This is a genomic window from Sphaerisporangium sp. NPDC004334 (assembly GCF_053602655.1).
Genome location: NZ_JBSGDZ010000003.1, coordinates 334,149 through 356,801 on the forward strand (window position 1 = coordinate 334,149; position 22,653 = coordinate 356,801).

Genomic DNA, 22,653 nt, shown 5'->3' on the forward strand with positions numbered 1-22,653 from the left:
GGACGCGGCGCCGCCGGGCGGTGGGAGGTCAGTGGGGCGGGAGGACGCGGCGCCGCCGGGCGGTGGGAGGTCAGTGGGGCGGGAGGACGCGGCGCCGCCGGGCGGTGGGAGGTCAGTGGGGCGGGAGGACGCGGCGCCATCGGGCGGTGGGAGGTCAGCGGCGGCGCAGGACCAGCAGCAGGTTCCAGGTCACGATCTCGCGGACGCCGGGTAGGCGCACCACGCCCGTCGCCCACTCCGGGTGGTACCGGGGCCGGGCGGCGAGGACCTCGGCGTCGGCGCGCGTCCGCGCCCAGCGCAGGGCGCCGGACACCGAGACCGGGTAGAGGCTTTCGCCGTACAGGTTCTTCGGCCGCCGGCCCTGGCGGCGGGCGTACCGGCGCGCGGCCCGATGCCCGCCGAGGTAGTGCCAGGGCGAGGTCTCGTGCCCGCCCCACGGGGACAGCCAGTTGGTGAACGACAGGTACACCACCCCGCCCGGCCGGGTCACCCGCACCATCTCCTCCGCCATGCGCCAGGGGTCGGGTACGTGCTCCAGCACGTTGGAGGAGAAGCACACGTCCACCGAGCCGTCGCGCAACGGGATGTCCAGGGCGCTGCCGAGGATCGCCCCCTCGGGGACGGCCCCGTCGCGGGCCATCATCTCCCCGGCGTCGCAGTCGACGCACAGCGTCCGCGCGCCGTGCGCCCGCAGGACCTCCGTGAAGTACCCCGGGCCGCCGCCCACGTCGGCCACCAGCGTGCCGGACAGGTCGGCGTAGGTGGCGAGCTGGGCGGCGGTGTCCCGGGCGAGCATCCCGTAGAAGAAGTCGGGGTCGGTCTGCTCCTTGCGGAAGGCCGACAGCAGCCGGACCGACCGGCCCAGTGTGGCGCGGAAGGGCGCGTTCGGGGTCTCCACGTCTGCTTTCCCCTCACCGGGAGTGGTCGAGTGCCCGGGAGCATAACACCGCATTGCGCCTGATTTGTGAGGCTCATAGGGTGTCCGTTACTCAGGAGTAGCCACAGGGACGTGATCGGAGGGACCGTTGCCGCGGACCGTCTCGGTCGAGCAGCCGGATCAGCCGACCCTGCGCATCGCCTACCCGCGCTGGATGGCCCGGCTCGCCGACCCGGTGCTGGTGCTCGGCTCGCTGCTCGTCGCCGTCTCGCTCGCCCTGCGCGTGCCCGTCCTGCGAAGCGCGTACTTCATCGAGGACGACCTGCTGTTCGTCGGCGACGCCTACGAGCACGAGCTGACCTTCGACTTCCTGTTCCGCATCCACAAGGGCCACCTGATGCCCGGCGCGCTCGCGCTCACATGGGCGGAGTCGCGGATCGCCGCCTACGACTGGACGCTGGTCGCCTCGGTGACGTTCGCTCTGCACGCGCTGGTCGCGGTGCTGCTGTTCCGGCTGCTGTGGAAGATGTTCGGCCCCCGTGCGGGCATCCTGCTGCCGCTCGCGGTCTACCTGTTCAGCCCGCTGACCATCCCCGCCTTCAGCTGGTGGTCGGCGGCCATCAACGCGGTGCCCCTCCAGCTCGCCCTGGTGCTGGCCCTGTCGGCCCAGCTCCGCCACGCGCGCGGCGAGGGCTCCCGGCACGGCTGGACGGCCCTGGCGTGGGTCGTGTTCGGCATGGCCTTCAGCACCAAGGGCGTCTTCGTGCCCCTGCTGCTGTTCGCGTTCACCACCGCCTTCCTGCGCGCCGCGCGCCCCGGCGGCGCTCTGGATGTCCCGGTCGTTCCGGACGCTCCGCGCCCGCCGGGGGCCCGCCGGCACGAGCAGCCCGTCCGGCGAGGTCAGGACGGCTGGCTCGGCTCCATGGGACGCGAGCTGCGCGAGCACTGGCAGGTGTGGACGGCGCACGTGCTGCTGATGGGCGGCTACACGGCCCTGTACCTGTCCCGCCAGTACACCGCGCCCGGCGAGGGCGCCGCCCTGCCCAAGACCGACGTGGCCACCGACCTGGCCGGCACCCTGCTCGGCCGGACGCTGCCCTCGGGGCTGATCGGCGGACCGCTGTCGTGGGGGCCGGTGCCCTCCACCGGCGGCGTGGCCGACCCCTCGGCCCTCCTCGTCGCGGTGTCCTGGACGGTGATCGCCGCCCTGGTGCTCGTCACGCTGTTCCACCGGCGCCATGCGGCCCGGGCGTGGGTGATCGTCGCGGCGTACGCGGTGGTCGTCGACGCGGTCCCGACGGTGATCGCCCGGGGCACCGCGCTCGGCCTGGTCGGCGCGGAGACCCGCTACGTCGCCGACGCGGTCGTGGTCTTCGCGGTGTGCCTCGGCGCGGCGCTGCTCCCGCTGCGCGGCGAGCCCGACCCCTACCGGCGGACCGTGCCGCCGGGCAGCGCCGTCCCGGTCGTCGCCGGGCTGACCGCCGGGGCCTTCCTGGTCATGTCCGTGGTGTCGGTCGAGAACTACCGGCAGACGCTGTCGGGCGACCGCGTCCGCGCCTACCTCGGCAACGCGCGGGCCGCGCTCGCCAAGGCCCCGGCCGACACGGTGATCTTCTCCCGGCCGGTGCCGGAGTCCATCGTGCTGTCCTGGAACGGCAACCGCCGGCTCACCCACCACCTGCTCGGCCCGCTCGCCTCGCCGGCGGTGCGCGCGAAGATGCGCGTGCCCGAACCGACCGAGCGGGCGATGGTGTTCGACGACGCCGGCAGGCTGGTGCCGTTGAGCGTCGCCCCCGCGTTCGCGCAGCTCCCGCCGGCCGGGAAGAAGTGCCTGCCCACCCTGGACGGAGCGGTCTACTGGCCCGAGCCGGTCGCCTTCGCCGGCCCCGACCAGGTGGCGGGGCTGGCGTACTCGGCCAAGCGGGCCACGTCGCTGTCCGTCGAGGTCAGCGGGCGTAGCGAGCAGCTCAACCTGCGGGCCACCCAGGCGGGATTGCTGCACTTCCCCGTCCGGACGCCGGGCAAGGGCCTGCTGCTGCGCGTGGACGACCCTTCGGCGGGAGTCTGCCTCAAGGGGTTCGCCTTCGGAACCCCGGTACCGGTGAACGCGCCCGCGCCCGCGTCCCCGGCTCCGAAAAACTCGCCCGCCGCGCCCACTTCCACCCCCTCGGCCCCGGCGGCCACGCGGGCTCCCGCGCCGTCGCGGACGCCGTCACCGAAACCGCCCGCGACGTCCAAACCATTTCGGTCGTCCAAGCCCTCCGCGACGCCTAACCCGTCTCGGTCGTCCAAGCCGTCCTCGACGTCCAAGCCGTCCAAGTCGTCTCCGGCGTCCAAGCCCTCCGGCACCTCATCACCGAAGGCGTCCGGGTCCTCTAAGACGTGAGGGACGCCGTCTCCGGGTTCGCGGAGGCCGGTGAATGCTCCGGGGACGAAGGCCGCGAATCCATGGGCGACGCCGTCGCCGAAGGGCGCAGGAAGCGGATGAGGCCGCGCGCCGGCTCCTCGACGTACCGGTAGGTCAGGGTCGCCAGCCCGATCGTCAGCGCGCCGACCACGACCAGGTTGACCAGGAAGTTCCCCGAGAACGGCCGCTGCTCGGTGAGGTCGTACCACAGGTACAGCGCGACGAACTGCCACAGGAACACCCCGTAGGAGATGCGCCCGAAAAAGCGCATGACCGGGTTGCCCAGCAGCCGTCCGACCGGGGCGTCCTCTCGGGTGAGCAGCGCGCACGGCGCGACCAGGCAGGCGGCGATCACGCTGTACAGCGCCAGCTCGAAGATGCCGCTCCACACCCCGTCGACGCCCGCGAAACGGGAACCGGTCACCGGGGAGGCCGCGACCGCGTAGGCCAGCGCGGCGACCAGCCACAGGGTGCCCGGCGAGGCGTTGACGGCCCGGACGAAGCGGGCGGCCGGGCCGTCCTTCTCGCGCCGCACCCACACCGACACCACGGCCAGGGCCATGCCGGGGGCGAAGAACGTCCAGGCGCGCGGAAGCCAGGTGTTCATGTAGGGCCGGTACTCGGGGTAGTAGCTCAGCACCGTCCACAGGTAGGAGACCGCCGACAGCGCGGCGAGGCCGATCAGCAGCCGCCGCGCCCGGGTCGCCACGTCCCTGCCGCCTCTGCGCGCGAACCACGCGAGCAGCGCGGCCAGTAACGGCAGCACCAGGTAGAACGCCGCCTCCACCGACAGGCTCCACATCTGCGCCAGGCCCTTCGGCCCGAGGCCGAACCACCAGGGGTGCAGCTCGTAGTTCTGGGCGAGGAGCAGCATCTGCAGCCACGTCTTGGCGTCGCCGAGGTGGCCGCGCGACCACAGCAGCATGGCCGCCGTCACGACCAGCCAGTAAGCCGGCAGGATGCGCAGCGCCCGCTTGACCAGGTACGTCCCGGTGGCGGGGCGCGGAGTGCCTTCGAGCACGGCCCTGGCGTACGGCCGGTACAGCAGCAGGCCGGACAGTGCGAAGAAGATCGGCACGGCGACGTCGCCCCGGGACAGCAGGGCGCCGAAGAAGTCGTTCCGCAGCGCCGTGGCCGACTCGATGGCGACGTGGAAGGTCAGCACCGCGAACGCGGCCACGGCCCGCATCCCGTCCAACGCGTCCAGATGCCCACCCGCAGATGGCACCCCACCCCCGGCGGCGGACCTCTCGGATCCGGCGGCGGAGATCCGGGACTCGGCGGCCGGGGGAGAGGCGACGGCCATGGCGGTCGTTGAGAGACCGGCGGGCCGGCTGGACGCGCCGGTCGGTGGGGCTCCGGCCGTCGAGGGACCCTCGGACGGGTGCGCGGGCTCCGTTGAGGGATCGGATGGCTCGTGCGCGAGGGCCGCCTTCGGCAGAGGAACCGGGGCCGGGTCAGAGGTCGCGGCTACGGAGGGTCCGGCGGTGGCCGGGTCTTCGCCGTCGCGCGATCTAGAACCTGTTTCTGTCACTTTTCCGCATCCCTCGTGACGTGGGGTCACTCGCCGAACTAACATATCCCGAAATAGAACTATGTTTCAGAACATACCGCCCGCGAATCCCCGCCCAGCTCAGGACGGCCGCGGACGTGCACCCACCCAGCCGCCGGGCCATCGCCCCCCGCTCAGCGGCGTTTCCAGGAGGAGTCATGGCGTGACCACCGGACACGCCGGGGTGCGCTCCTCGGAACCCGCCGTCGGGCCCCTGGGCGCCGGCGCGCGTCTCAAGGGGTTCGCCCGCGCCTGCCGCCCCCGCCAGTGGCTGAAGAACGTCCTGGTCTTCGCCGCCCCGGCCGCCGCCGGCGTGCTGACCACCCCGGCCGGCCTGCGCGACACCCTCATCGCGTTCGTGGCCTTCTGCCTGGCCGCGAGCGGAACGTACCTGCTCAACGACGCCGCCGACGCCGAGGCCGACCGGCGCCACCCGCGCAAGCGGCTGCGCCCGATCGCCGCCGGCATCGTGCCGGTCGGTCTGGCGCGCGTCGCGGGCGTCCTGTTCATCGCCGTCGCCCCCGCCCTCGCCGCCCTGGCCGGGGGATGGCGGCTGCCCGCCGCCGTGGCGGGGTACGTCGTGCTCACGCTCGCCTACACCTACTGGCTCAAGCACGAGGCGGTCGTCGACCTGGTCGCCGTCGCGGGATGCTTCCTGATCAGGGCCTTCGCCGGCGCCCTCGCCGTGGACGTGCCCGTGACGAGCTGGTTCCTGGTCGTCGTCTCGCTCGGGTCGCTCCAGGTGGTGGTGGGCAAGCGCGAGGCCGAGATGCGCAACCAGGGGACCGCCGGCACGCGCGCCACCCTGGTGACCTACACCCCGAGCTACCTCGCCCACGTCCGGTCGATGGCCTCCGGCGCGATGATCGTCACCTACTGCCTGTGGGCGCTGCAGATCCACGCCGACACCCTGTACGGGGTGAGCATCGTCCCCTTCGTGCTGATCATCCTGCGGCACAACCTGCTCGTGGACCGCGGCGTCGGTGAGGAGCCCGAGGAACTGGCCCTGCACGACCGCCCACTCCAGCTCTACACCGCCCTGCTCATCATCCTGCTCGTCGTCGGGATCTACGTGAAATGACCTTCCTGACCGGCCGGGCGCGCACCGCCTCCACCTCCACCTCCACCTCCACGAGGGAGACGGTCGTCCGATGACCTTTCTCACCGGTTGGGGACGCACCGCACCCACTCCCGCGACGCTCGTCGGGCCGCGTACGGCCGAGGACCTGGCCCGCCTGGTGGCCGAGGCGCCGCCGCGCGGGCTGATCGCGCGCGGGCTCGGCCGGGCCTACGGCGACGCCGCGCAGAACGCGGGCGGCACGGTCGTAGACGTCAGCGCGATGCCGGACCGCTGGACGCTCGACCCCGGCACCGGCGTGGTCACCGCCTCGGCCGGGATGAGTCTGGACGCCCTGATGCGCGCGCTGGTCCCCCTCGGGTGGTTCGTCCCGGTCACCCCCGGCACGCGGTACGTCACGGTGGGCGGGGCCGTCGCGGCCGATGTGCACGGCAAGAACCACCACCTGGACTCCTCGCTCGGCGCCCACCTTCGTTCGCTGACCCTGGTCACCGCTGACGGGACCGTCCGGACGCTCACCCCGGACGACGACCTGTTCTGGGCCACCGTCGGAGGCATGGGCCTGACCGGCCTCGTCGCCGAGGCGAGCTTCGCCTGCGTGCCGATCGAGACCTCCCGCGTCCGCGTCGACGTCGGACGCACCCGCGACCTGGACCACACGCTGGAGGTCATGGCCGGCACCGACGACCGGTACCGGTACACGGTCGCGTGGATCGACCTGCTGGCGCGCGGCCCCCGCATGGGCCGCAGTGTGCTGACCCGAGGAGACCACGCCCGCAGGGACGAGCTCCCCGCCGGGGCCGATCCGCTGGCCTTCGCCCCCGCCTCGCGGCTGGCGGCCCCGCCGTGGGCGCCCAACGGCCTGCTCAACCGGCTGACCGTGCGGGCCTTCAACGAGGCCTGGTACGCCAAGTCCCGCGAGCGCCGCGTCGTCCAGCACCTCGCCCCGTTCTTCCACCCACTGGACTCCGTGGCCGGCTGGAACCGCGTCTACGGTTCGCGGGGGTTCCTCCAGTACCAGTTCGTCGTCCCGTCCGGTGAGGAGGCGACGCTGCGCCGCATCGTGTCGCGCCTGTCCGGCCGGGGAGTGGTGTCCTTCCTGACCGTGCTCAAGCGCTTTGGGGCGGGTACGCCGGGGATGCTGTCCTTCCCGATGCCTGGATGGACGCTCGCGCTCGACATCCCCGCAGGTCAGGACGGCCTCGCCGACATGCTGCGGGAGTTCGACGCCTGGGTGGCCGCGGCGGGTGGTCGCCTGTACCTGGCCAAGGACTCCCGCATGCGCGCCGACCTGCTGCCCGTCATGTACCCGCGTCTGGACGAATGGCGCAAGATACGAGACAGCGTCGACCCCACCGGCGTCTTCCGCTCCGACCTGGCAAGGAGACTCTCGCTGTGAAGAACGCCCTCGGCTCGGTGGACTCGGTGCTGCTGCTTGGTGGCCGCAGTGAGATCGGCCTGGCCATCGTCGACCGCCTCGTGCGCGACGGCGCCCGCCGCGTCGTCCTCGCCGCCCGTCTGCCGGCGACCGGGCCGGGTGCGGACGACGGCACCGAGAACGCGGTCGGCCCGCACGACCCGGCGCAGGAGGCGGCGGCGCGGCTGCGGGAGCTGGGCGCCGAGGTGACCCTCATCGACTTCGACGCGATGCGGCCGGAGACGCACGGCCAGGTCATCGACGCGGCCGTGAAGTCGGCCGGCGACCTGGACGTGATCGTCGCGGCGTTCGGGGTGCTGGGCGACCAGACCGCCTACGAGGCCGACCCGGTGTCGGCGGCGGCGTCCGTCGCGGTCAACTTCGGCGGACATGTGTCCGCCGGTCTCTTCGCGGCCCGGCGCCTGCGCGAGCAGGGTCACGGCACACTCGTCGTGCTGTCGTCGGTGGCCGGGGTGCGGGCGCGGCGGGCCAACTTCGTCTACGGCGCGGCCAAGGCGGGCCTGGACGGCTTCGCCCAGGGCCTCGGCGACGCCCTGCACGTCTCCGGCGCCCGCGTCATGGTGGTGCGCCCCGGTTTCGTCATCGGCCGCATGACCAAGGGCATGCCCCCCGCCCCCATGTCCACCATTCCCGCGCAGGTCGCCGAGGACGTCGTCAAGGGCCTGCGCTCCGGCGCCGAAACCGTCTGGAGCCCCCCGAAACTCCGCCCCGTCTTCACCCTCATGCGCCTCCTTCCTCGCCCCCTCTGGCGCCGCCTTCCCCGTTGATGTGACCATGGATGCCGCGCCGATTCCGGCACTGCCACAGCCGAACTCGGCAGGCGTGGCAAGCCCATTGGCGGTAGCTATGTACAGCACGCACAGAGGATGCGATCACGTGCTGCGACAAGGTCGTGGACCGATCTGAGTCCGACGTCGGTGCTCAAGAGCGGCGGGGTCGCAGCGCGCCAGAAGGGCCTGGATCCGCAGAGGATCTGCTGTACGTACAGCGGGTCAAGCTGGGCGGCGCGGTGGAGTTCGGAGGACGGATGGCCGGTATGGATGTGAGTGCGGCAATTGCTGATCGCCTGGCGGTTCCTTTGGCGGCCGTCTTCACTGCCTCCGACGGAGCCGCTGAGCTTCGCGACGAGCTGAATGCCGAGATCGTGGACAGGGTGTCCGCTGTATGGGCGAACGCCTGGCGCGGTGTGGTCTGGTTCTTCTTCCTTGCGGTCGCCGGGCTGCTTTCGATATTGATGCGAGGCATTGGGATCCCGGTCAAGTCGGTGCTCATATACTCCGTAGGAGATATCGCGGGTTACATTGCGTTCTTCAGCCTGATGCCCGTTATCACTCACAGCTATAGGGCCGGGATAGCATGGTATCTGCTACCTAAGGACGGTCGCCCGAGTGTCCGTATGCTGAAGTGGGCCAGTCCCAAGCTCAGGGACGGCTACATTGGCGTTCTACTTGGCGTTCTTTTCGTGGCGTTCGCGTACTTTGGTGGCTTTGGATTGGCCATTAACGGATTATAGGGCCGCACTGGTCAGCGCCGGCGAACCACTTCGGACAATCTCGAGGGCATGTGTCGGCCGGTCTGTTCGGGGCCCGGCGTCCGAAGACGGAATCATCGGCCACCGGGCGCCCAGCGGGCGGCGGTCAGGGCGCCGAGGGCCAGCACGCTTGATGCGATCGCCAGTGACAGTCGCAGCCCTGGCAGGAAGCCGCCGGAGACCAGTGTGCCGAACAGGGCCACGCCGACCGCGCCGCCGACCTGCCGCACCCCGTTCAGCGCGCCGGAGGCCACCCCGGCGTGGGCCGGTTCGACGCTCTCCAGCAGCGCGCTGGTCATCGGCGGCACCGTGATGCCGCCGCCGATCCCAATGGGGAGCATGGCCAGCCAGATCACCCAGTTCGGCGCGGTGTGGCCAGCCCACAGCAACCCGAGCAGGCCCACCGCGAACAACAGCTGCCCTGCCACCATCGGCGGTTTCGGCCCCAGCCGTCCGGTGAGCCGCCCGCCGAGGAGGTTCGCCGCCGTCACGGTCGCGGTCATCGGCAGGAACATCAGGCCGGTGACCAGCGCCGAGTAGCCCCGCTGGTTCTGCAGGAACAGGCTGAGCAGGAACACGATGCCGTAGTAGGCGAAGTTCATCGCGAACCCGACCACGCCGGCCGAGGAGGACGCCGGACGGGCGAACAGCCGCATCGGCAGCATCGGCTCCGCCGTCCGGCGCTCCCACCACACGAACAGTGCTCCGCCGACCACCGCCGCCGCCAGCGCGGCCTGTACCGGGAGCGAGGACCAGCCCAGTGAGCCGCCTTCGATGAGCCCGAAGGTGAGCGCGCACAGCGTCAGTACGGCGGCCAGTTGACCGGGCAGGTCCAACCGGCGACCCGTACCGGGCGAGGGAGCGGCAGCCCGCGTGGTCAGCAGCAGCCCGATCGCGCCGATCACCAGGTTCACCAGGAACAGCGACCGCCAGCCCAGCGCGGCGATGAGCAGCCCGCCCAGCACTGGTCCGGCCGCCACCGCGGCTCCACCGGCCGCCGCCCAGACGGCGATCGCCCTGGTCCGTTCGGCCTGACCGGGGTAGCCGTGCCGGATCATCGCCAGCGAGGCGGGCAGCTGCGCGGCGGCGCCGATGCCCTGGACGAACCGCGCGGCGATCAGCATGGCCGGTGAGACGGCCAGTCCGCAGGCCAGCGAGGCGAGGGCGAACAGGCCCAGTCCGCAGGCGAAGACCCGCCGTGCGCCCAGCCGGTCGCCCAGCGATCCGCCGGTGAGAAGGAGTGCGGCGAACATCAGCGTGTAGCCGTCCACCACCCACTGCAGTTCGGTCAGCCCGGCGCCCAGTTCCCGGCTTAGGGTGGGCAGCGCGACGTTCACGATGGTGGCGTCAAGGCTGACCATCAGGAACCCGGTCGCGGCGGCGATCAGTGTCCACGGTCCGGTCGACCGTTCGGTGGCGATCTTTGTGGTCACCGGACCAGCCTGGGGCAGGGGTGATCCCACCGGCAACGGACGAGGGTGCACCTGGCAGGGCCACCTTGACCGGCGAGAATGAGAGGCGGGAGCGGGTGGAGTCGGTCAGGCGGAGTAGGCGGGCAGCCGAGCTGGGGGCGTTCCTGCGGTCGCGGCGGACGCTACTCGGGCCCGGTGAGGTGGGTTTGCCGGCCGAGGGCGTCCGGCGCACGTCGGGGCTACGCCGGGAGGAGATGGCCCGGCTGGCCGGGGTCAGCGAGGGCTACTATGTCCGGCTTGAGCAGGGCCGGGCGCCGCACCCGTCGCCGAGCGTGCTCGGCGCACTGGCCAGGGCGCTGCGGCTGTCCGACGCCGAACGTGAACACCTTTTCGCGCTGGCCGAGGAGGTTCGCCCGCAGTCCGGGCCGGAGGTGCTCGCCTCCGGCGCCCGCCGGATGCTGGAGTTGCTCGCCCCGCCGACCGCCGCCTACGTCATCGACCGGGGCAGCGACGTGCTGGTGTGGAACGAAAGCGCCGTCGCACTGTTCGGGCACCTCGTCGACGGCCCCCGCCGGCCGAACAACGTGCGGTACGTGTTCACCGACCCGCGGGCCAAGGAGCTCTTCGTCGACTGGGCGGACATCGCGTCGGACTCGGTGGCCCATCTGCGCGCCGCCGCCGGGCACCGTCCGGACGACCCCGGACTCACGGCACTGGTGGCCGAACTGCATGAGGCCAGCCCGGAGTTCCGCCGACTGTGGCCCGCGCGGGAGTTGCGCCGGAAGGTCAGCGGACGCAAGGAGCTGAACCATCCGGCGGTCGGCCGCATGTCGCTCGACTACGAGGTCCTGAACGCCCCCCAGCCCCCCGGCCAACGACTCGTCGCCTACACCGCCCCACCCGGCACCCCTTCACACTCCGCCCTGACCCGGCTCGTGAGATAGCCGGGCTCGGTCTGTGGAGATGGGGCCGGAATGCCGGTGTCGACAAGCACGGCAGCATCAGCGGGAGAACGAGTAGACAATGAACGATCTCGTGAGATTCGCGATTCCGGCCGGCTTCATATCGGCGCGAGTCGTCCTGACCGCCGAGGAGTTGGTGTGCGGATACCGAAAGGGCCGGCTTTCACCGGCTGCGCTCGCTGAGCTCGCCAGGCACCTGTCGGCGGACCTGCCCGGCCTGCCGACCGAGGAGGAGATGCTGTATCTCCTGCCGAGCGAGGTCGAGGAGAAGGTGAGGACGGCCGTCTCCGCGCGCGACGACGTGGACTGTGCCGATCCGGAGATCGGCAAGGTCTGGAGGTACCTGGCGCTCGCGCAGTTGCACGAGCGCCAGGGCACGATCTCCGGTTTCTGGGACGTCATCGAGATGATGTGGTCTGATTTCGGTTATCCGGAGGAGATGGAGCCGTTCATCTATTACATGCCCCCGCCTCCGGGTGAGGAGTTCGGCGAGCCGGCCATGCTGCGGCGACTGGAGTCCTACCTGTCGGAGCGGGCGGATTGGTACAGGACCCGCGGCGATTCGTCGCCGGGCTGACTCGGTGCCGACCACGGATGGAACCGGCTCTGTCACGCCACGCGATCAGCTTTCGGTGAGGTGACTGGTGAAGAGGGTGACGGGACGGTCGGTCTTCACTCCGTCGACCACGATGTCCACGGCCTCGTTGTAGAAAGCGACGTGGTCCTTGATCGGCGCGACGGCCGGGATCGGGTCCGGGTAGGCCCAGGCGACGTTCGGCGGTGCCGTACCGGCGCGGGTGATCGACCAGTACGACGCGATCCCCTTGTAGGGGCAGCGGGTGTGCTCATCGGTCGAGGTGAGCAGGTCGAAGCGCACGTCCTCCGGCGGGATGTAGTAGCGGGTCGGCAGCCCCGTCTCGAACAGCAGGACCGGGTTGTCGGTCTCGGCCAGCACCTGGCCGTCGACCTCCACCCGGACGTGCCGCCGGCTGGGGAGCGCGTCGACCCGCTTGTACGGGTCACGGGGATGCACGAAGATCTCCTCGGCCTCCTCGTACCAGTGGTCGAACACCGGCTCGGTGTGGCCGAACCACTCGAAGGAGACATGATCGGCGAGGTCGGCGTGCGGGTAGGCGAACGCGGCGTTCGGCACGACCTCCTCGCCGATGACCAGGTCGTAGTACACGGTCGCGCCCGCGTGCGGACCGGTCGGCGGCGGGTCGGCGCTCGGCCGCAGCAGATCGGCCCGCACGTGCTCGGCCGGGAACGCGTAGCGCGGAACGGGGTGGCCGGGCTCCCAGACGAGCACCGGACGCGGGCTGTCGACGACGGTGACGCCGCCCTTCACCCCGCGGACCCAGCGCTCGCTCGGCTCCCAGTTGAGCGTGTCGGAGGCGGGCATCGGTCAGGCCTCCGCGAGGTCGGCGACGTACGGCCGGCCCTCGCGCCACGCCGCGACCTGCTCGGGCCGCCCGAACACCTGCAGGTACTCCTCCACGTTGTCCTTGATCTCGTCCCACAGCAGGCTGGGCTCGTAGTCGCTGCCCTCGGCCGGGTCGACGAACGGCTCCAGCGGCTCGATCACGGTGTCGAGGCTGGGGTGCCAGAACACGGCGGTGGAGCGCCGCGTCACGGTGCCCCCGGCGACGACCCGGTGCCGCCCCGGGCGGAGCCGCCCGTTGGTCCATCTGGTGAGCAGCGAACCCGAGAACACCTGGAGCGCGCCCGGCACGATGGGCACCGGGATCCACGACCCGTCGGGCGTCTGGCCCTGCAGTCCTTCGTAGTCGCCGCGCTGGTGCAGCACGGTGAGCGCGGACCCGTCGGCGTGCTCCAGCAGGAGCAGTTTGTCCTCGTCCGCGGTCGCGGCGTCGTCGGCGTAGGTCCAGGTCGGGTAGTTGTTCACGACGAAACTCGTGTAGTACGGCCGGCCCTCGGTGGGGAACACCGAGGCGGGCACGCCAAGGGCCTTGGCGTACAGGGCGAGGGTCTTCTCGGCCACGCCGACCGAGGCGTCGTGATACCGCTTGGCCAGCTCCTGCAGTCCCGGGTCGTCCTGGGGCCAGACGTTGGCGTGGGCGTACAGCCCGGCGTGCTCGGCGGGCAGGCCCGCCGCCACGGCCTCCTCCGGGGTGCCGAACCGGCTGATGGAGAACCGCTCCAGCTCCAGCCGCCCGAAGTCGTCCGGCCACTGCCGCCAACCCCGGTACGGATGCCCGGTCGGGCTGGCCAGCGTCTTCTTCTCCTCGCGCGGCAGGTCGAGGATGCGGCCGATCCGGTCGTGGAACTCGTCGATCAGCTCGGCGGGCACGCCGTGGTTGACGACCTGGAGGATGCCGATCTGCTCGGCGCTGTCGCGGACGGAGGTGAGCAACTCGGCGGGTGCGTCGTCGCTGAGCGCGAGTTCGAGGTCGATGACGGGGATTCGCGTGACGGTCATGGTCAACTCCCTTGTGGGGTGTCGGAGTGGAACTCGCGGATCAGGTCCGCGAGGCGGGCCGGCTGGTCGTGTTCGACGATCCCGGCGGATTCGGTCACCGTGACGACCTGCGCCCCGGGCGCGCGGCGAGACAGCTCGTCCAGGGACGGCGCGGTGAGCCGGCTGCCCGAGCCGGGCCGGACGACCAGCACGGGAACGCCGCCTGCGGCGACGGCGCCGATCTGGTCCCACAGGGTCTCGTCGTCGAGTCCGCCGTTCCGCTCGGGGGGCAGGTTGCCCAGGTGGTGGCGCCAGCCCCAGGTCCCGTCGTCCTCCTCGGCCGCCTCGTGCCGCACGTCGTCGGCCAGGAGCTCCGGTGGCGCGGACGGGTGGGTCTGGCGCAGCCAGGTCAGCGCCTCATCCCGGGAGGCGAACCTGGTGGGGCCCGCGGCCGGGACGTCGGCGGCCGTGCCCGGCAGCGTGTCGATCAGGACGAGGCCGCGGACCAGCCCGGGGTTGCGGACGGTGAGCGCGATCGCGGTGAGCGCGCCCAGGCCCCGTCCCACCACCACCCTGGTCTTCGGGGCGAAGGACCGGACGGCCTCCGCGATGGCGGGCGCGAGTTTGCGCGGCTGGTAGACCCCGTCCCTGCGCCAGTTCGACCGCCCGTGTCCTGGCAGGTCAAGGGCAAGGGCGGGAAGGTTCAGCGCGAGCGCCGGCCGATCCCACGCGCGCGCACTGCGCCGCGCGTCATGCAGGAGGACGATTTCGGCCGGCCCGGCACCCCAGCTCACGCCGCTGACATGGCCACCGGCGATGACGCTGACCCAGCGGCGCTGCACCGTCGGCGGGACATCCCGCTCCAGGCCCAGACCTTCCAGCGTGCCGGCCACATCGGCGAACTCGTTGTCGGCCACGACTTGGTTCGATGACATGAGACTTCCTTCGATCTTCGACCTTCGACAATCGCGTGCGGTGATTTCCAGGCGACCCGCTTCCAAGGCGAGCCTGATCACGCAGGTGACTCCTCCTTTCCGGCCACGGACACCGGCAGGGCGGCCCGCGGCAGTCCGGTGAGGTCCAGATGGCAGAGCACGGAGTGGCCGCCGTCACCGGAGGTGAGCGTGCGGACCGGAGGGTCGGTGGTGTCGCAGAGTCCGTCGATGCGCGACGGGCACCGGTGCGCGAACCGGCACCCGGCCGGGGTCGCTCCGGCCGTCCCCTTCACGACCACGAGCGGTCCCTCGCCGTCCGGCGCCGGACCTCCCGGCGCGGTCTCCCCGCGGGGCGTTTCGGCGAACGTCGCCGAGGACGCGGCGATCAGGGACGCCGTGTACGGGTGGTGCGGGCCGGTCAGGACGTCCTCGGCGGGGCCCCGCTCCACGATCCGGCCCCGGTACATCACCGCGATCCGGTCGGCCAGGTAGCCGACGACCGCCAGGTCGTGGGAGATGAACAGGTACGCCGTGCCCGTCAGCCGCTGCTGCTCGGCGAGCAGTCGCAGCACCCCGGCCTGGACGCTCACGTCCAGCGCGGACACCGGCTCGTCGCACACCACCAGATCGGGGTCCCCGGCGAAGGCCCGCGCGATGGCGACGCGCTGTTTCTGGCCGCCCGACAGCCGGTCGGTGCGCGCGTCCAGCAGCCGGGGGTCGAGGCCGGCGCGCTCCGCGAGCCGGTTCACGGTGAGCGGGCCGCGCAGGCTGCGCAGTGCCCTGGCCAGCACGGTCCGGGCGGTGTGGCGGGGGTTGAGGGAGGCGTCCGGGTTCTGGAAGACCATCTGGATCCGGCGCCGTACCTGCGGCTCGCGCCGTCCGGTCCCGGCGGCCAGCCGCCGTCCGTCGAGTGTGATGGTGCCCGGTCCCGGCGGGCCGAGCCCGGCCACGGCCCGCGCGAGCGTCGTCTTGCCGCTGCCGGACTCACCCACCAGCCCCAGTACCTCGCCGCGCGCGATGGTCAGGTCGACCTCGTCGACGACGGTGAGCCGGCCGTATCGGCGGACCAGCCCGCGCACCTCCAGCAAGGTCGCCGGATCCCCCTGCGGGCCGGGTGCCGCGGCGCCGGCGCCGGCCCGCCGGACCGTGCCCGCCGCCGTACCCCGCCCGCCGGCGGGATCGGTTCCGCCGGCGACTCCGGCGGGATCGGTTCCGCCGGTGGTGTTCCCGTCGTGGCGGTGATCCGGCGCGTGGAGCGAGGCCGGGTTCGGCAGGTCCGCGAGCCAGGCCGCGTGATGACAACGGACGGTGCGGTGAGCGCGTGGGCCGAGGCCGGGCACCGGACCGAGCGCGGGCAGGAATGCCCGGCACCGGTCGTCGGCGTGGGCACAGCGGGCGGCGAACGCGCATCCCTGGCCCGCCTCGCCGGGAGCGGGAGGACGTCCCGGGATCGCGGCCAGCGGTGCGGTCCGGCGGGTCATCCCGAGGCGCGGGGCACTGGCGAGCAGCGCGGCCGTGTACGGGTGACGGGGCGCGGCCAGCACCTCCTCGGCCGGGCCCTGCTCGACGAACCGCCCGGCGTACAGCACGCCGACCCGATCGCACAGCCGCCCGACCAGCGCCAGATCGTGGCTGATCAGCACGACGGCGGCGCCGAGCTCCGCGCGCAGCGCCCAGATCAGCGTCAGCACCTCGTGCTGCACGGTGGCGTCGAGTCCCGTGGTCGGCTCGTCCAGCACGAGCAGCCGCGGCCGGGCCGCGAGCGCGGCGGCGATCACGACGCGCTGCTGCTGGCCGCCGGAGAGCTGGTGCGGATAACGCCGGGCGATCGCGGCCGGATCGGGCAGCCTCACCCGGTCGAGCAGCTCGGGCACCTCGGCCCGCGCCGCGCGCCGTGACCGGCCCTGCAGCCGCAGCACCTCGGCGAGCTGCGCTCCGACCCGCATCGTCGGATCGAGCGCGCCGCCGGCGTCCTGGTGCACCACCGCCAGCGACGCCGCGTGCCACCGCCGCAGCTCGGCGGGCGGAAGAGCGAGCACATCGGTGCCGTCCACGTGCACGCGCCCGCCGGTGATCTCGCCACCCCGGGGCGGATGCCCGCTCAGCGCCCCGCCCAGCGTCGTCTTACCGCACCCCGACTCTCCCACGAGCCCGTACGTCTCGCCGGCGGCGACCTCGAACGACGCCTCCGACACCGCCTCGACCGGCCCGCGCGCCGTCTGGTACGTCACGGTGAGCCCCTCGACCCTCAGCCCCGGCCGGTTCACGGGGCCTCCCAGCGGTTGCGCAGCGCGTCCGCGACGAGCGCGGTGCCCACCACGAGCGAGGCGATGGCCAGGGCGGGGGCGAGCACCGTCCAGGGGGCGATCTGCAGCCAGGCGCGGTTGTCCGACACCGACGCGCCCCACTCGGGGGAGCCGGGCGGCTGGCCGAGGCCGAGGAAGGACAGCGTCGCCGCCGCGAAGATGGCATCGCCGAACCGCGAGGTCGCCTCGACGAGCACGGTCGTGGCCACGTTGGGGAAGATCTCGCGCAGCATGAGCGGCAGCGGCCGCTCGCCGCGCAGGCGCGCCGCCTCGACGTAGGCCTTCTCCCGCTCGACCAGCGTCGCCGCGCGCACGCTGCGCGCCACGATCGTGGTGAACGAGGCCCCGATGACCAGTACCACGACGGTCACCGAACGGCCGGCGAGCGCCACGAAGAGCACGGCCGCGATGATCGTCGGGAAGACCGCGATCGCGTCGAGTACGCGCATCACGATCTCGTCGACGAGCCCGCCGAGCGTTCCGGCGATCAGTCCGACGACGGTGCCGGCCATCACGCCGAGCGCCGTCGCCGGCGGCGCGACCTGCAACACCGGCTGCGCCCCGGCGAGCATCCGCGAGAGGGTGTCCCGCCCGAACTGGTCGGTCCCCAGCGGATGCCCGGGCCCGGGCGCCGCGAACCGGTGCAGCGGATCCTGCAGCCCTGGGTCGTACGGCGCCAGATGCGGCCAGAACGCCGCGACCACCGCCCAGCCGACGATCACCGCCCCGCCGACGGCCAGCGCGACCCGCGACCTCCTCGGCCGGCCACGCCGCACCGGCCGCGCCGCCCGGCCGATCACCAGACCGGTCACGACGCCGCCACCCCCAGCCGTACCCGTGGGTCGAGCAGGCGGTAGACCAGGTCGGCGGCGAGGAAGACGACCATGTAGATGACGCCGAGGACCATCGCCGTGGTCTGCAGGGTCGGCAGGTCCTTGTCCACCGCCGATTGCAGCAGCAGGGCGCCGATCCCGGGGTAGTTGAACAGCAGTTCGACGGCGACCAGGCCACCGAGCAGGAACTGGAGCTGGACGCCGAGGGCGCTGGTCGCGGGGACCGTCGCGTTGCGGAGCACATGCCGCCGCACCACCTGGGCGCGGGTGAGGCCGCGCAGTTCCGCGGCTCGGGCGTACGGGCTCTCGACGGCCGCGATCGTGCCGGCGCGGACGTGCCGGGAGACGTACCCGGTGCAGAGCAGGACGAGGGAGAGCGCGGGCAGCAGCAGGTGGCCGAGCGCCTGCCCTGGCGTGGCGTCCGGTGGGATCTGGGCCGAGGCGGGGAACCAGCGCAGCTTCACGGCGAACACCACCAGCAGGATCACCCCGGTGACGAACTCCGGGATCGCCCCGAACGCCAGGCCGGCGACGCTGATGACCCGGTCCGCCGGGCGGTCGTGCTCGATCCCGGCGACCAGCCCGAGCGTCACCGCGACCGGCACCAGCAGCACGAAGGCGAGCAGCGCCAGCAGCAGCGAGGCGCCGAGCCGGTCGGCGATCAGGTCGCGTACGGGAACCCGGAGCGTCAAGGAGTCGCCCCAGTCCCCGGTGAGCAGGCCGCGCAGCCAGTCGCCGTACCGGGTCAGGGGCGGCCGGTCGAGCCCGAGCTGGGCGCGCAGCTCGCGGACCGCCGTGCCGCTCGCCTCCCTGCCGAGGATGGTCCGGGCCACGTCGCCGGGGATCACCTCGGTGGCGGTGAAGACCAGCACGGACACCGCGAGCAGCGTGAGCGGGATCGCCGCGATCCGCCGCAGCAGGAAACGTCTCATCTCCGCCACACCGCCCTAGAGCCGGGAAACCGACGAGAAGTCGACGTAGCTGGACGGATGAGCCTCGATACCGGCGAACTTCTTGCCGTTGTACGCGCGGACCGCACCCGACCAGACGCTGATGATCACGGGCACGTCATCGTTCAGCGTGGTGGCGATGATCTCGGCCTGGGCCTTGCGGCCGGCGTCGTCGGCCGCCGAGTCGTAGGCGTCGGCCGCCTTGTCCAGCGCGGGGTTGGCGTACTTGGCGCCGTTCCACACCGCGCCGCTCTTCACCATCGGGATGATGAACTGGCCGGGCACCGCCCGGCCGGCCCAGCCCACCAGGTTCGCGTCGGTGAACAGCCAGGGCGTGTCCTTCTCCTGGTCGCCGCCGTAGAAGTCGGCCGAGGTGCGCTGGTCCAGGGTGACCTCGATGCCCACGGTCTTGAGCTGGCTCTGGATCGCCAGCGCGTAGTCCTTGCTCGGCGGGTCGTAGGTGAGGGGGAAGGACAGCTTGCCCACGCCGGCCGCCGCCAGCAGCGAGGCGACCTTCGCCGGGTCCTTGGCCCGCTGCGGCAGGTCGGTCGGCGCGGCCGGGAACAGCGCGGCGAACAGGTGGTCGTTGCCGAGCGCGCCGATGCCGCTGTTGGTGACGGCGTTGACGCCCGGCCGGTCGAGGGCGTACGCGATCGCCTGGCGGACCTCCTTCTTGTCGAACGGCGCCCGGTCGACGCGGAGCGTGAACGCGGTGAATCCGGTGCTCTTCACCTGGTCGACGACGATGTCCCCGGTGCCCTTCAGCGGCTCGGTCAGGGAGGCCCGGCTGAGGATCTGGGCGTCCACGTCGCCGCCCTGCAGCGCGAGCAGGTCCGCCTGGTCGTCGGCGTAGAACTTGATCTCCACCCCGTCCAGGTACGGCTTGCCCGGCTCCCAGTACTTGGGGTTGCGGGTGAAGGTGGCGCCCTTGGACGGGTCGTACGACGCGAGCAGGAACGGGCCGGTACCGATCGGCTTCTTGGCGAAGTCGCCCGAGTAGTCCTTCTTGAGGATCAGGGCGTTGTAGTTGCCGGCCGACACCAGGTACGGGAAGTCCGAGAACGCCCGCTCCAGCTTGAAGACCACCGTGTGCGGGTCCCGCACGCTCACCCCGCCCTCGGCCAGGACGGTGTCGAACGCCGACAGCGCGGCGGACTTGCTCTTGGGGTCGAGCAGCCGGTCGAAGGACGCCTTGACCGTGTCGGCGTCCAGCGGCGTGCCGTCGGAGAAGACCACACCCTGGCGCAGCGTGAACGCCCAGGTCCGGCCCTCGTCCGTGGTGTCCCATTTGACGGCCAAACGCGGGACCAGGTGGTAGTCCTTGTCCAGCCAGATCAGGTAGTCGGCGACGAGCTGGACGATCGCGATGGCGGTCCCGTCGTACATGGAGACCGGGTCGACCGCGGTCGGCGGCGGGGGCGAGCCCGCACGCAAGGTCCCGCCGCTCTTCGGGGTCGCGGGGGCCGAAGACGCTCCGGACTCTCCGGTGTTCACGCCGGCGCTCGTACGGGTGTCGCCCGAGCAGGCGGCCACCAGCGCGGCCAGCCCCGCGACTCCCGCACCGGCCAGGAGGTCGCGCCGGGAAAGGCCGGACGGGTAGTGTTTCGGCATATCCATACTATTTATGTAGGAATAGTATGTTGTCAACCTCCCGGGAGAGCGAATCGGCCGTCAGGAATCCCCCCGTCGAGCCACCGAAACCCGCCAGGAAGGTCCGCAACGCCTCGATCGCCGCTGCTCGGCCCCGCCGTCCGTAACCCCAGTGCGGACACGCGTGACCGGATCGGTGTGGTCGCTGGATGATGACGCGGTGCGTCGCGCCGGAAAGGTCGTGAATGATGAGGTACGAGGTGGACGTCGTCGTCGTGGGCGGCGGGGGCATGGGGTCGGCGGCCGCATGGCGGCTGGCCGGCCATGGAGCCGACGTGGTGGTGCTGGAGCGGTTCGAGGCGGGGCATGTACGCGGAGCCTCGCATGGCGCGTCCCGGATCTTCCGCGTCTCCTACGTGGAGCCCGTCTACATCAGGCTCGCCCACGAGGCCGGGAGGTTGTGGCGGGAGCTCGAGGCCGCCTCAGGCGTCCCTCTGCTCACCGTCACCGGTGGTGTCGACCATGGGCGGACGCCGCACCTCGGCCTGCTGGCCGAGGCGGTCGAGGCGGCGGGCGCGCCAGGTGAGTGGCTCGCCCCCGAGGAGGCCGCCGAGCGCTGGCCCGGCCTGCGTTATGACGGCAAGGTGCTGTTTCATCCGGCGAGCGGGCGACTGCACGCCGACGACGCGCTGTCGGCGCTGCAGTCGCAGGCGGCCCGGCTGGGCGCCGTCGTCCGGCACGAGACGCCGGTCACCTCGATCGCGGTACGCGGCGACGACGCCGTCGAGGTGACGGCCGGGGAAGACGTCTACCACGCGAAAAGAGTCGTCGTCGCGGCCGGGGCATGGGCGGAGAAGCTGCTCGGCGGCCTCGTGCCACTGCCGCCGCTGCGCGTCACGCAGGAGCAGCCCGCGTACTTCGCCCCGCTGCGCGAGATGGCATGGCCCAGCTTCGTGCACCATCTCGACGGCGAGTCGCTGGAGGCCACCGGGTTCCCGAGCGGCGTCTACGGCCTCGGAACGCCCGGCGAGGGCGTCAAGGCCGGGTTTCACGGCACGGGCCCGGTGGTCGACCCCGACGATCGCGACTTCCGGCCGGAGCCCGCCCAGTTGCGCATCCTGCGTGAGTACGCCCGCGCATGGCTGCCAGGTGTCGACGCGGACGCCTTCACTCCGATCAGTTGTACCTACACCTCGACGCCGACCGCCGACTTCGTCCTGGACCGGGTCGGTCCCGTCGTCGTGGCGGCCGGGTTCTCCGGGCACGGCTTCAAGTTCGTCCCGGCGGTCGGACGGATCCTCGCCGACCTCGCCCTCACCGGTCACCCCCCCGACCCCCGCTTCGCGCTGACACGCCCACCTGCCGGGGCCTGATCTCCTAACCGCGCGCTGACCGGGCATGGATGGCCGGAGCCGGCCTCGGCGGACGTCGGCTCAGTCCTCGTCCCGCACCTGCTGGCGGAACTCGAGGGCCGTCCGGCCGGCGTGGCGGTGGAAGAACGTGGTGAAGTTCGCCGCCGAAGGGAAGCCGAGGTCCATCGCGATCTGGGTCACCGTGCGGTCGGTGTGGGCGAGCAACCGCTGCGCTTCCAGGACGACCCGACGGTCGATGAACCGTTTCGCGCCGATTCCTGCCGCCTGCTCGGTGGCCCGGCTCAGCGTTCGCGGGGAGTAGCCCAGGCGGCGCGCGTAGTCGGTGACGCTGCGGGACGTGGCGAAGTGCCGCTCGACGGCCTGCCGGAAGCGCACGAAGATCGCGTCGGCCGGCTCCGGGGACGACCGCGTCACCGACTCCAGGTACGCCAGGCGCAACAGCAGCAGGCCGAGCGCCTGACGGAGCCGCAGCGCGTGGACGGCACACGGCTTCGACGGACTCCGGTACTCCTTCCTCAGCAGTTCGAGGGTCGTGGTGAGGGACGCGCTCTCCGCCGCGGTGGGAACGCGCAGCACCGGCGCGTGGGCGTCGTCGACGTGGGCCAGGCGAAGGGTCTCGGTGTCGACGAAGCTCGCCTCGAACATGATCACCGTACCCGTCGCGGAGCCCGGGTGCCCCCACCGCTGGACCTGGCCTGGACGCGTCCACAGCCACTCACCCGGGCGCAGCGCGTACTCGGCGAAGTCGGCCGTGTGCGGCACGGTGCCCGAATGGAGTGTGATGAGGTGGTGGAACGACGGCCGCTGGGGCTGCGCCAGGGATCCCGAACGCACCCGCGCGTGCAACTGGGCCAGCGACACGACCTCGACGCCGGGTGGCAGGCCGATGCCCGGCGCGAACCCGACCTCGGGTACCGGGCGCTGTCCTCTTCTGACCATCTCAAGTCACAATTATAAACGATTCCCTCTATTTCAGCTCTTTAAAGTGGG

19 protein-coding genes are annotated in these 22,653 nt (G+C 72.0%); 8 read left to right on the top strand and 11 right to left on the bottom strand.

Annotated features, from left to right (window positions below; all coding sequences use genetic code 11):
* Positions 1 to 154 precede the first annotated feature (154 nt).
* Positions 155 to 952, bottom strand: coding sequence for a class I SAM-dependent methyltransferase (locus tag ACWEN6_RS05065; RefSeq protein ID WP_452569024.1), 798 nt, complete (start codon positions 950 to 952; stop codon positions 155 to 157).
* A 73-nt stretch (positions 953 to 1,025) separates the two neighbouring features.
* Here ACWEN6_RS05065 and ACWEN6_RS05070 point away from each other — a divergent pair, with 73 nt between their 5' ends.
* A complete protein-coding gene (locus ACWEN6_RS05070; RefSeq protein WP_452569025.1) occupies positions 1,026 to 3,263 on the top strand; it encodes an ArnT family glycosyltransferase in 2,238 nt (745 codons plus the stop codon).
* Here ACWEN6_RS05070 and ACWEN6_RS05075 read toward each other — a convergent pair.
* Positions 3,253 to 4,590 (bottom strand): acyltransferase family protein, encoded by a 1,338-nt coding sequence (locus tag ACWEN6_RS05075; protein ID WP_452569026.1) that lies wholly within the window; start codon positions 4,588 to 4,590, stop codon positions 3,253 to 3,255. The two genes, ACWEN6_RS05070 and ACWEN6_RS05075, sit on opposite strands and share 11 nt — an antisense overlap.
* Before the next feature lie 409 nt (positions 4,591 to 4,999).
* Between ACWEN6_RS05075 and ACWEN6_RS05080 the strand changes: the two genes are divergently transcribed.
* The 4 genes from ACWEN6_RS05080 to ACWEN6_RS05095 all read left to right on the top strand — a co-directional run bounded on the left by ACWEN6_RS05080 (position 5,000) and on the right by ACWEN6_RS05095 (position 8,865).
* Entirely contained in the window at positions 5,000 to 5,917 is a 918-nt protein-coding gene (locus ACWEN6_RS05080) for a decaprenyl-phosphate phosphoribosyltransferase (RefSeq protein WP_452569027.1), read from the top strand.
* A 70-nt stretch (positions 5,918 to 5,987) separates the two neighbouring features.
* A complete protein-coding gene (locus tag ACWEN6_RS05085) occupies positions 5,988 to 7,313 on the top strand; it encodes an FAD-binding protein (RefSeq protein WP_452569028.1) in 1,326 nt (441 codons plus the stop codon).
* Positions 7,310 to 8,119: an SDR family NAD(P)-dependent oxidoreductase gene (locus ACWEN6_RS05090; RefSeq protein WP_452569029.1), complete on the top strand. Its 810-nt coding sequence runs from the start codon at positions 7,310 to 7,312 to the stop codon at positions 8,117 to 8,119. The genes ACWEN6_RS05085 and ACWEN6_RS05090 overlap by 4 nt, the downstream gene beginning before the upstream one ends.
* 260 nt (positions 8,120 to 8,379) lie before the next feature.
* Positions 8,380 to 8,865, top strand: coding sequence for a hypothetical protein (locus ACWEN6_RS05095; RefSeq protein WP_452569030.1), 486 nt, complete (start codon positions 8,380 to 8,382; stop codon positions 8,863 to 8,865).
* Between the two features lie 92 nt (positions 8,866 to 8,957).
* Here ACWEN6_RS05095 and ACWEN6_RS05100 read toward each other — a convergent pair whose 3' ends face one another.
* The gene (locus ACWEN6_RS05100) at positions 8,958 to 10,316 is read right to left on the bottom strand and encodes an MFS transporter (RefSeq protein ID WP_452569031.1); all 1,359 of its coding nucleotides are present in this window, start codon (positions 10,314 to 10,316) and stop codon (positions 8,958 to 8,960) included.
* Positions 10,317 to 10,411: 95 nt separating this feature from the next.
* Between ACWEN6_RS05100 and ACWEN6_RS05105 the strand changes: the two genes are divergently transcribed.
* Together ACWEN6_RS05105 and ACWEN6_RS05110 are read left to right on the top strand one after the other, a co-directional pair.
* Entirely contained in the window at positions 10,412 to 11,239 is an 828-nt protein-coding gene (locus ACWEN6_RS05105; RefSeq protein ID WP_452569032.1) for a helix-turn-helix transcriptional regulator, read from the top strand.
* A 91-nt stretch (positions 11,240 to 11,330) separates the two neighbouring features.
* Positions 11,331 to 11,834: a DUF2247 family protein gene (locus tag ACWEN6_RS05110; protein ID WP_452569033.1), complete on the top strand. Its 504-nt coding sequence runs from the start codon at positions 11,331 to 11,333 to the stop codon at positions 11,832 to 11,834.
* A 45-nt stretch (positions 11,835 to 11,879) separates the two neighbouring features.
* On the opposite strand, the gene ACWEN6_RS05115 is transcribed toward ACWEN6_RS05110, so the two are convergent.
* The 7 genes from ACWEN6_RS05115 to ACWEN6_RS05145 all read right to left on the bottom strand — a co-directional run bounded on the left by ACWEN6_RS05115 (position 11,880) and on the right by ACWEN6_RS05145 (position 20,311).
* Positions 11,880 to 12,659 (bottom strand): DUF427 domain-containing protein, encoded by a 780-nt coding sequence (locus ACWEN6_RS05115; RefSeq protein WP_452569034.1) that lies wholly within the window; start codon positions 12,657 to 12,659, stop codon positions 11,880 to 11,882.
* Between the two features lie 3 nt (positions 12,660 to 12,662).
* Positions 12,663 to 13,697: a 2-oxoglutarate and iron-dependent oxygenase domain-containing protein gene (locus ACWEN6_RS05120; RefSeq protein ID WP_452569035.1), complete on the bottom strand. Its 1,035-nt coding sequence runs from the start codon at positions 13,695 to 13,697 to the stop codon at positions 12,663 to 12,665.
* A 2-nt stretch (positions 13,698 to 13,699) separates the two neighbouring features.
* A complete protein-coding gene (locus ACWEN6_RS05125) occupies positions 13,700 to 14,611 on the bottom strand; it encodes an alpha/beta fold hydrolase (protein ID WP_452569036.1) in 912 nt (303 codons plus the stop codon).
* 77 nt (positions 14,612 to 14,688) lie between these two features.
* Positions 14,689 to 16,842, bottom strand: a complete 2,154-nt coding sequence (locus ACWEN6_RS05130; protein ID WP_452569037.1) for an ABC transporter ATP-binding protein — start codon at positions 16,840 to 16,842, stop codon at positions 14,689 to 14,691.
* A 32-nt stretch (positions 16,843 to 16,874) separates the two neighbouring features.
* Entirely contained in the window at positions 16,875 to 17,729 is an 855-nt protein-coding gene (locus ACWEN6_RS05135) for an ABC transporter permease (protein WP_452569038.1), read from the bottom strand.
* Positions 17,726 to 18,682: an ABC transporter permease gene (locus tag ACWEN6_RS05140; RefSeq protein ID WP_452569039.1), complete on the bottom strand. Its 957-nt coding sequence runs from the start codon at positions 18,680 to 18,682 to the stop codon at positions 17,726 to 17,728. Before ACWEN6_RS05140 ends, ACWEN6_RS05135 begins: the two co-directional genes overlap by 4 nt.
* Before the next feature lie 15 nt (positions 18,683 to 18,697).
* Positions 18,698 to 20,311 carry an ABC transporter substrate-binding protein gene (locus ACWEN6_RS05145; protein WP_452569040.1) on the bottom strand — a complete coding sequence of 538 codons (1,614 nt, stop codon included), beginning with the start codon at positions 20,309 to 20,311 and terminating at the stop codon, positions 18,698 to 18,700.
* Positions 20,312 to 20,535: 224 nt separating this feature from the next.
* Between ACWEN6_RS05145 and ACWEN6_RS05150 the strand changes: the two genes are divergently transcribed.
* Positions 20,536 to 21,663 (top strand): FAD-dependent oxidoreductase, encoded by a 1,128-nt coding sequence (locus ACWEN6_RS05150; RefSeq protein WP_452569041.1) that lies wholly within the window; start codon positions 20,536 to 20,538, stop codon positions 21,661 to 21,663.
* Between the two features lie 60 nt (positions 21,664 to 21,723).
* On the opposite strand, the gene ACWEN6_RS05155 is transcribed toward ACWEN6_RS05150, so the two are convergent.
* The gene (locus ACWEN6_RS05155; RefSeq protein ID WP_452569042.1) at positions 21,724 to 22,602 is read right to left on the bottom strand and encodes a helix-turn-helix transcriptional regulator; all 879 of its coding nucleotides are present in this window, start codon (positions 22,600 to 22,602) and stop codon (positions 21,724 to 21,726) included.
* Positions 22,603 to 22,653: the final 51 nt, after the last annotated feature.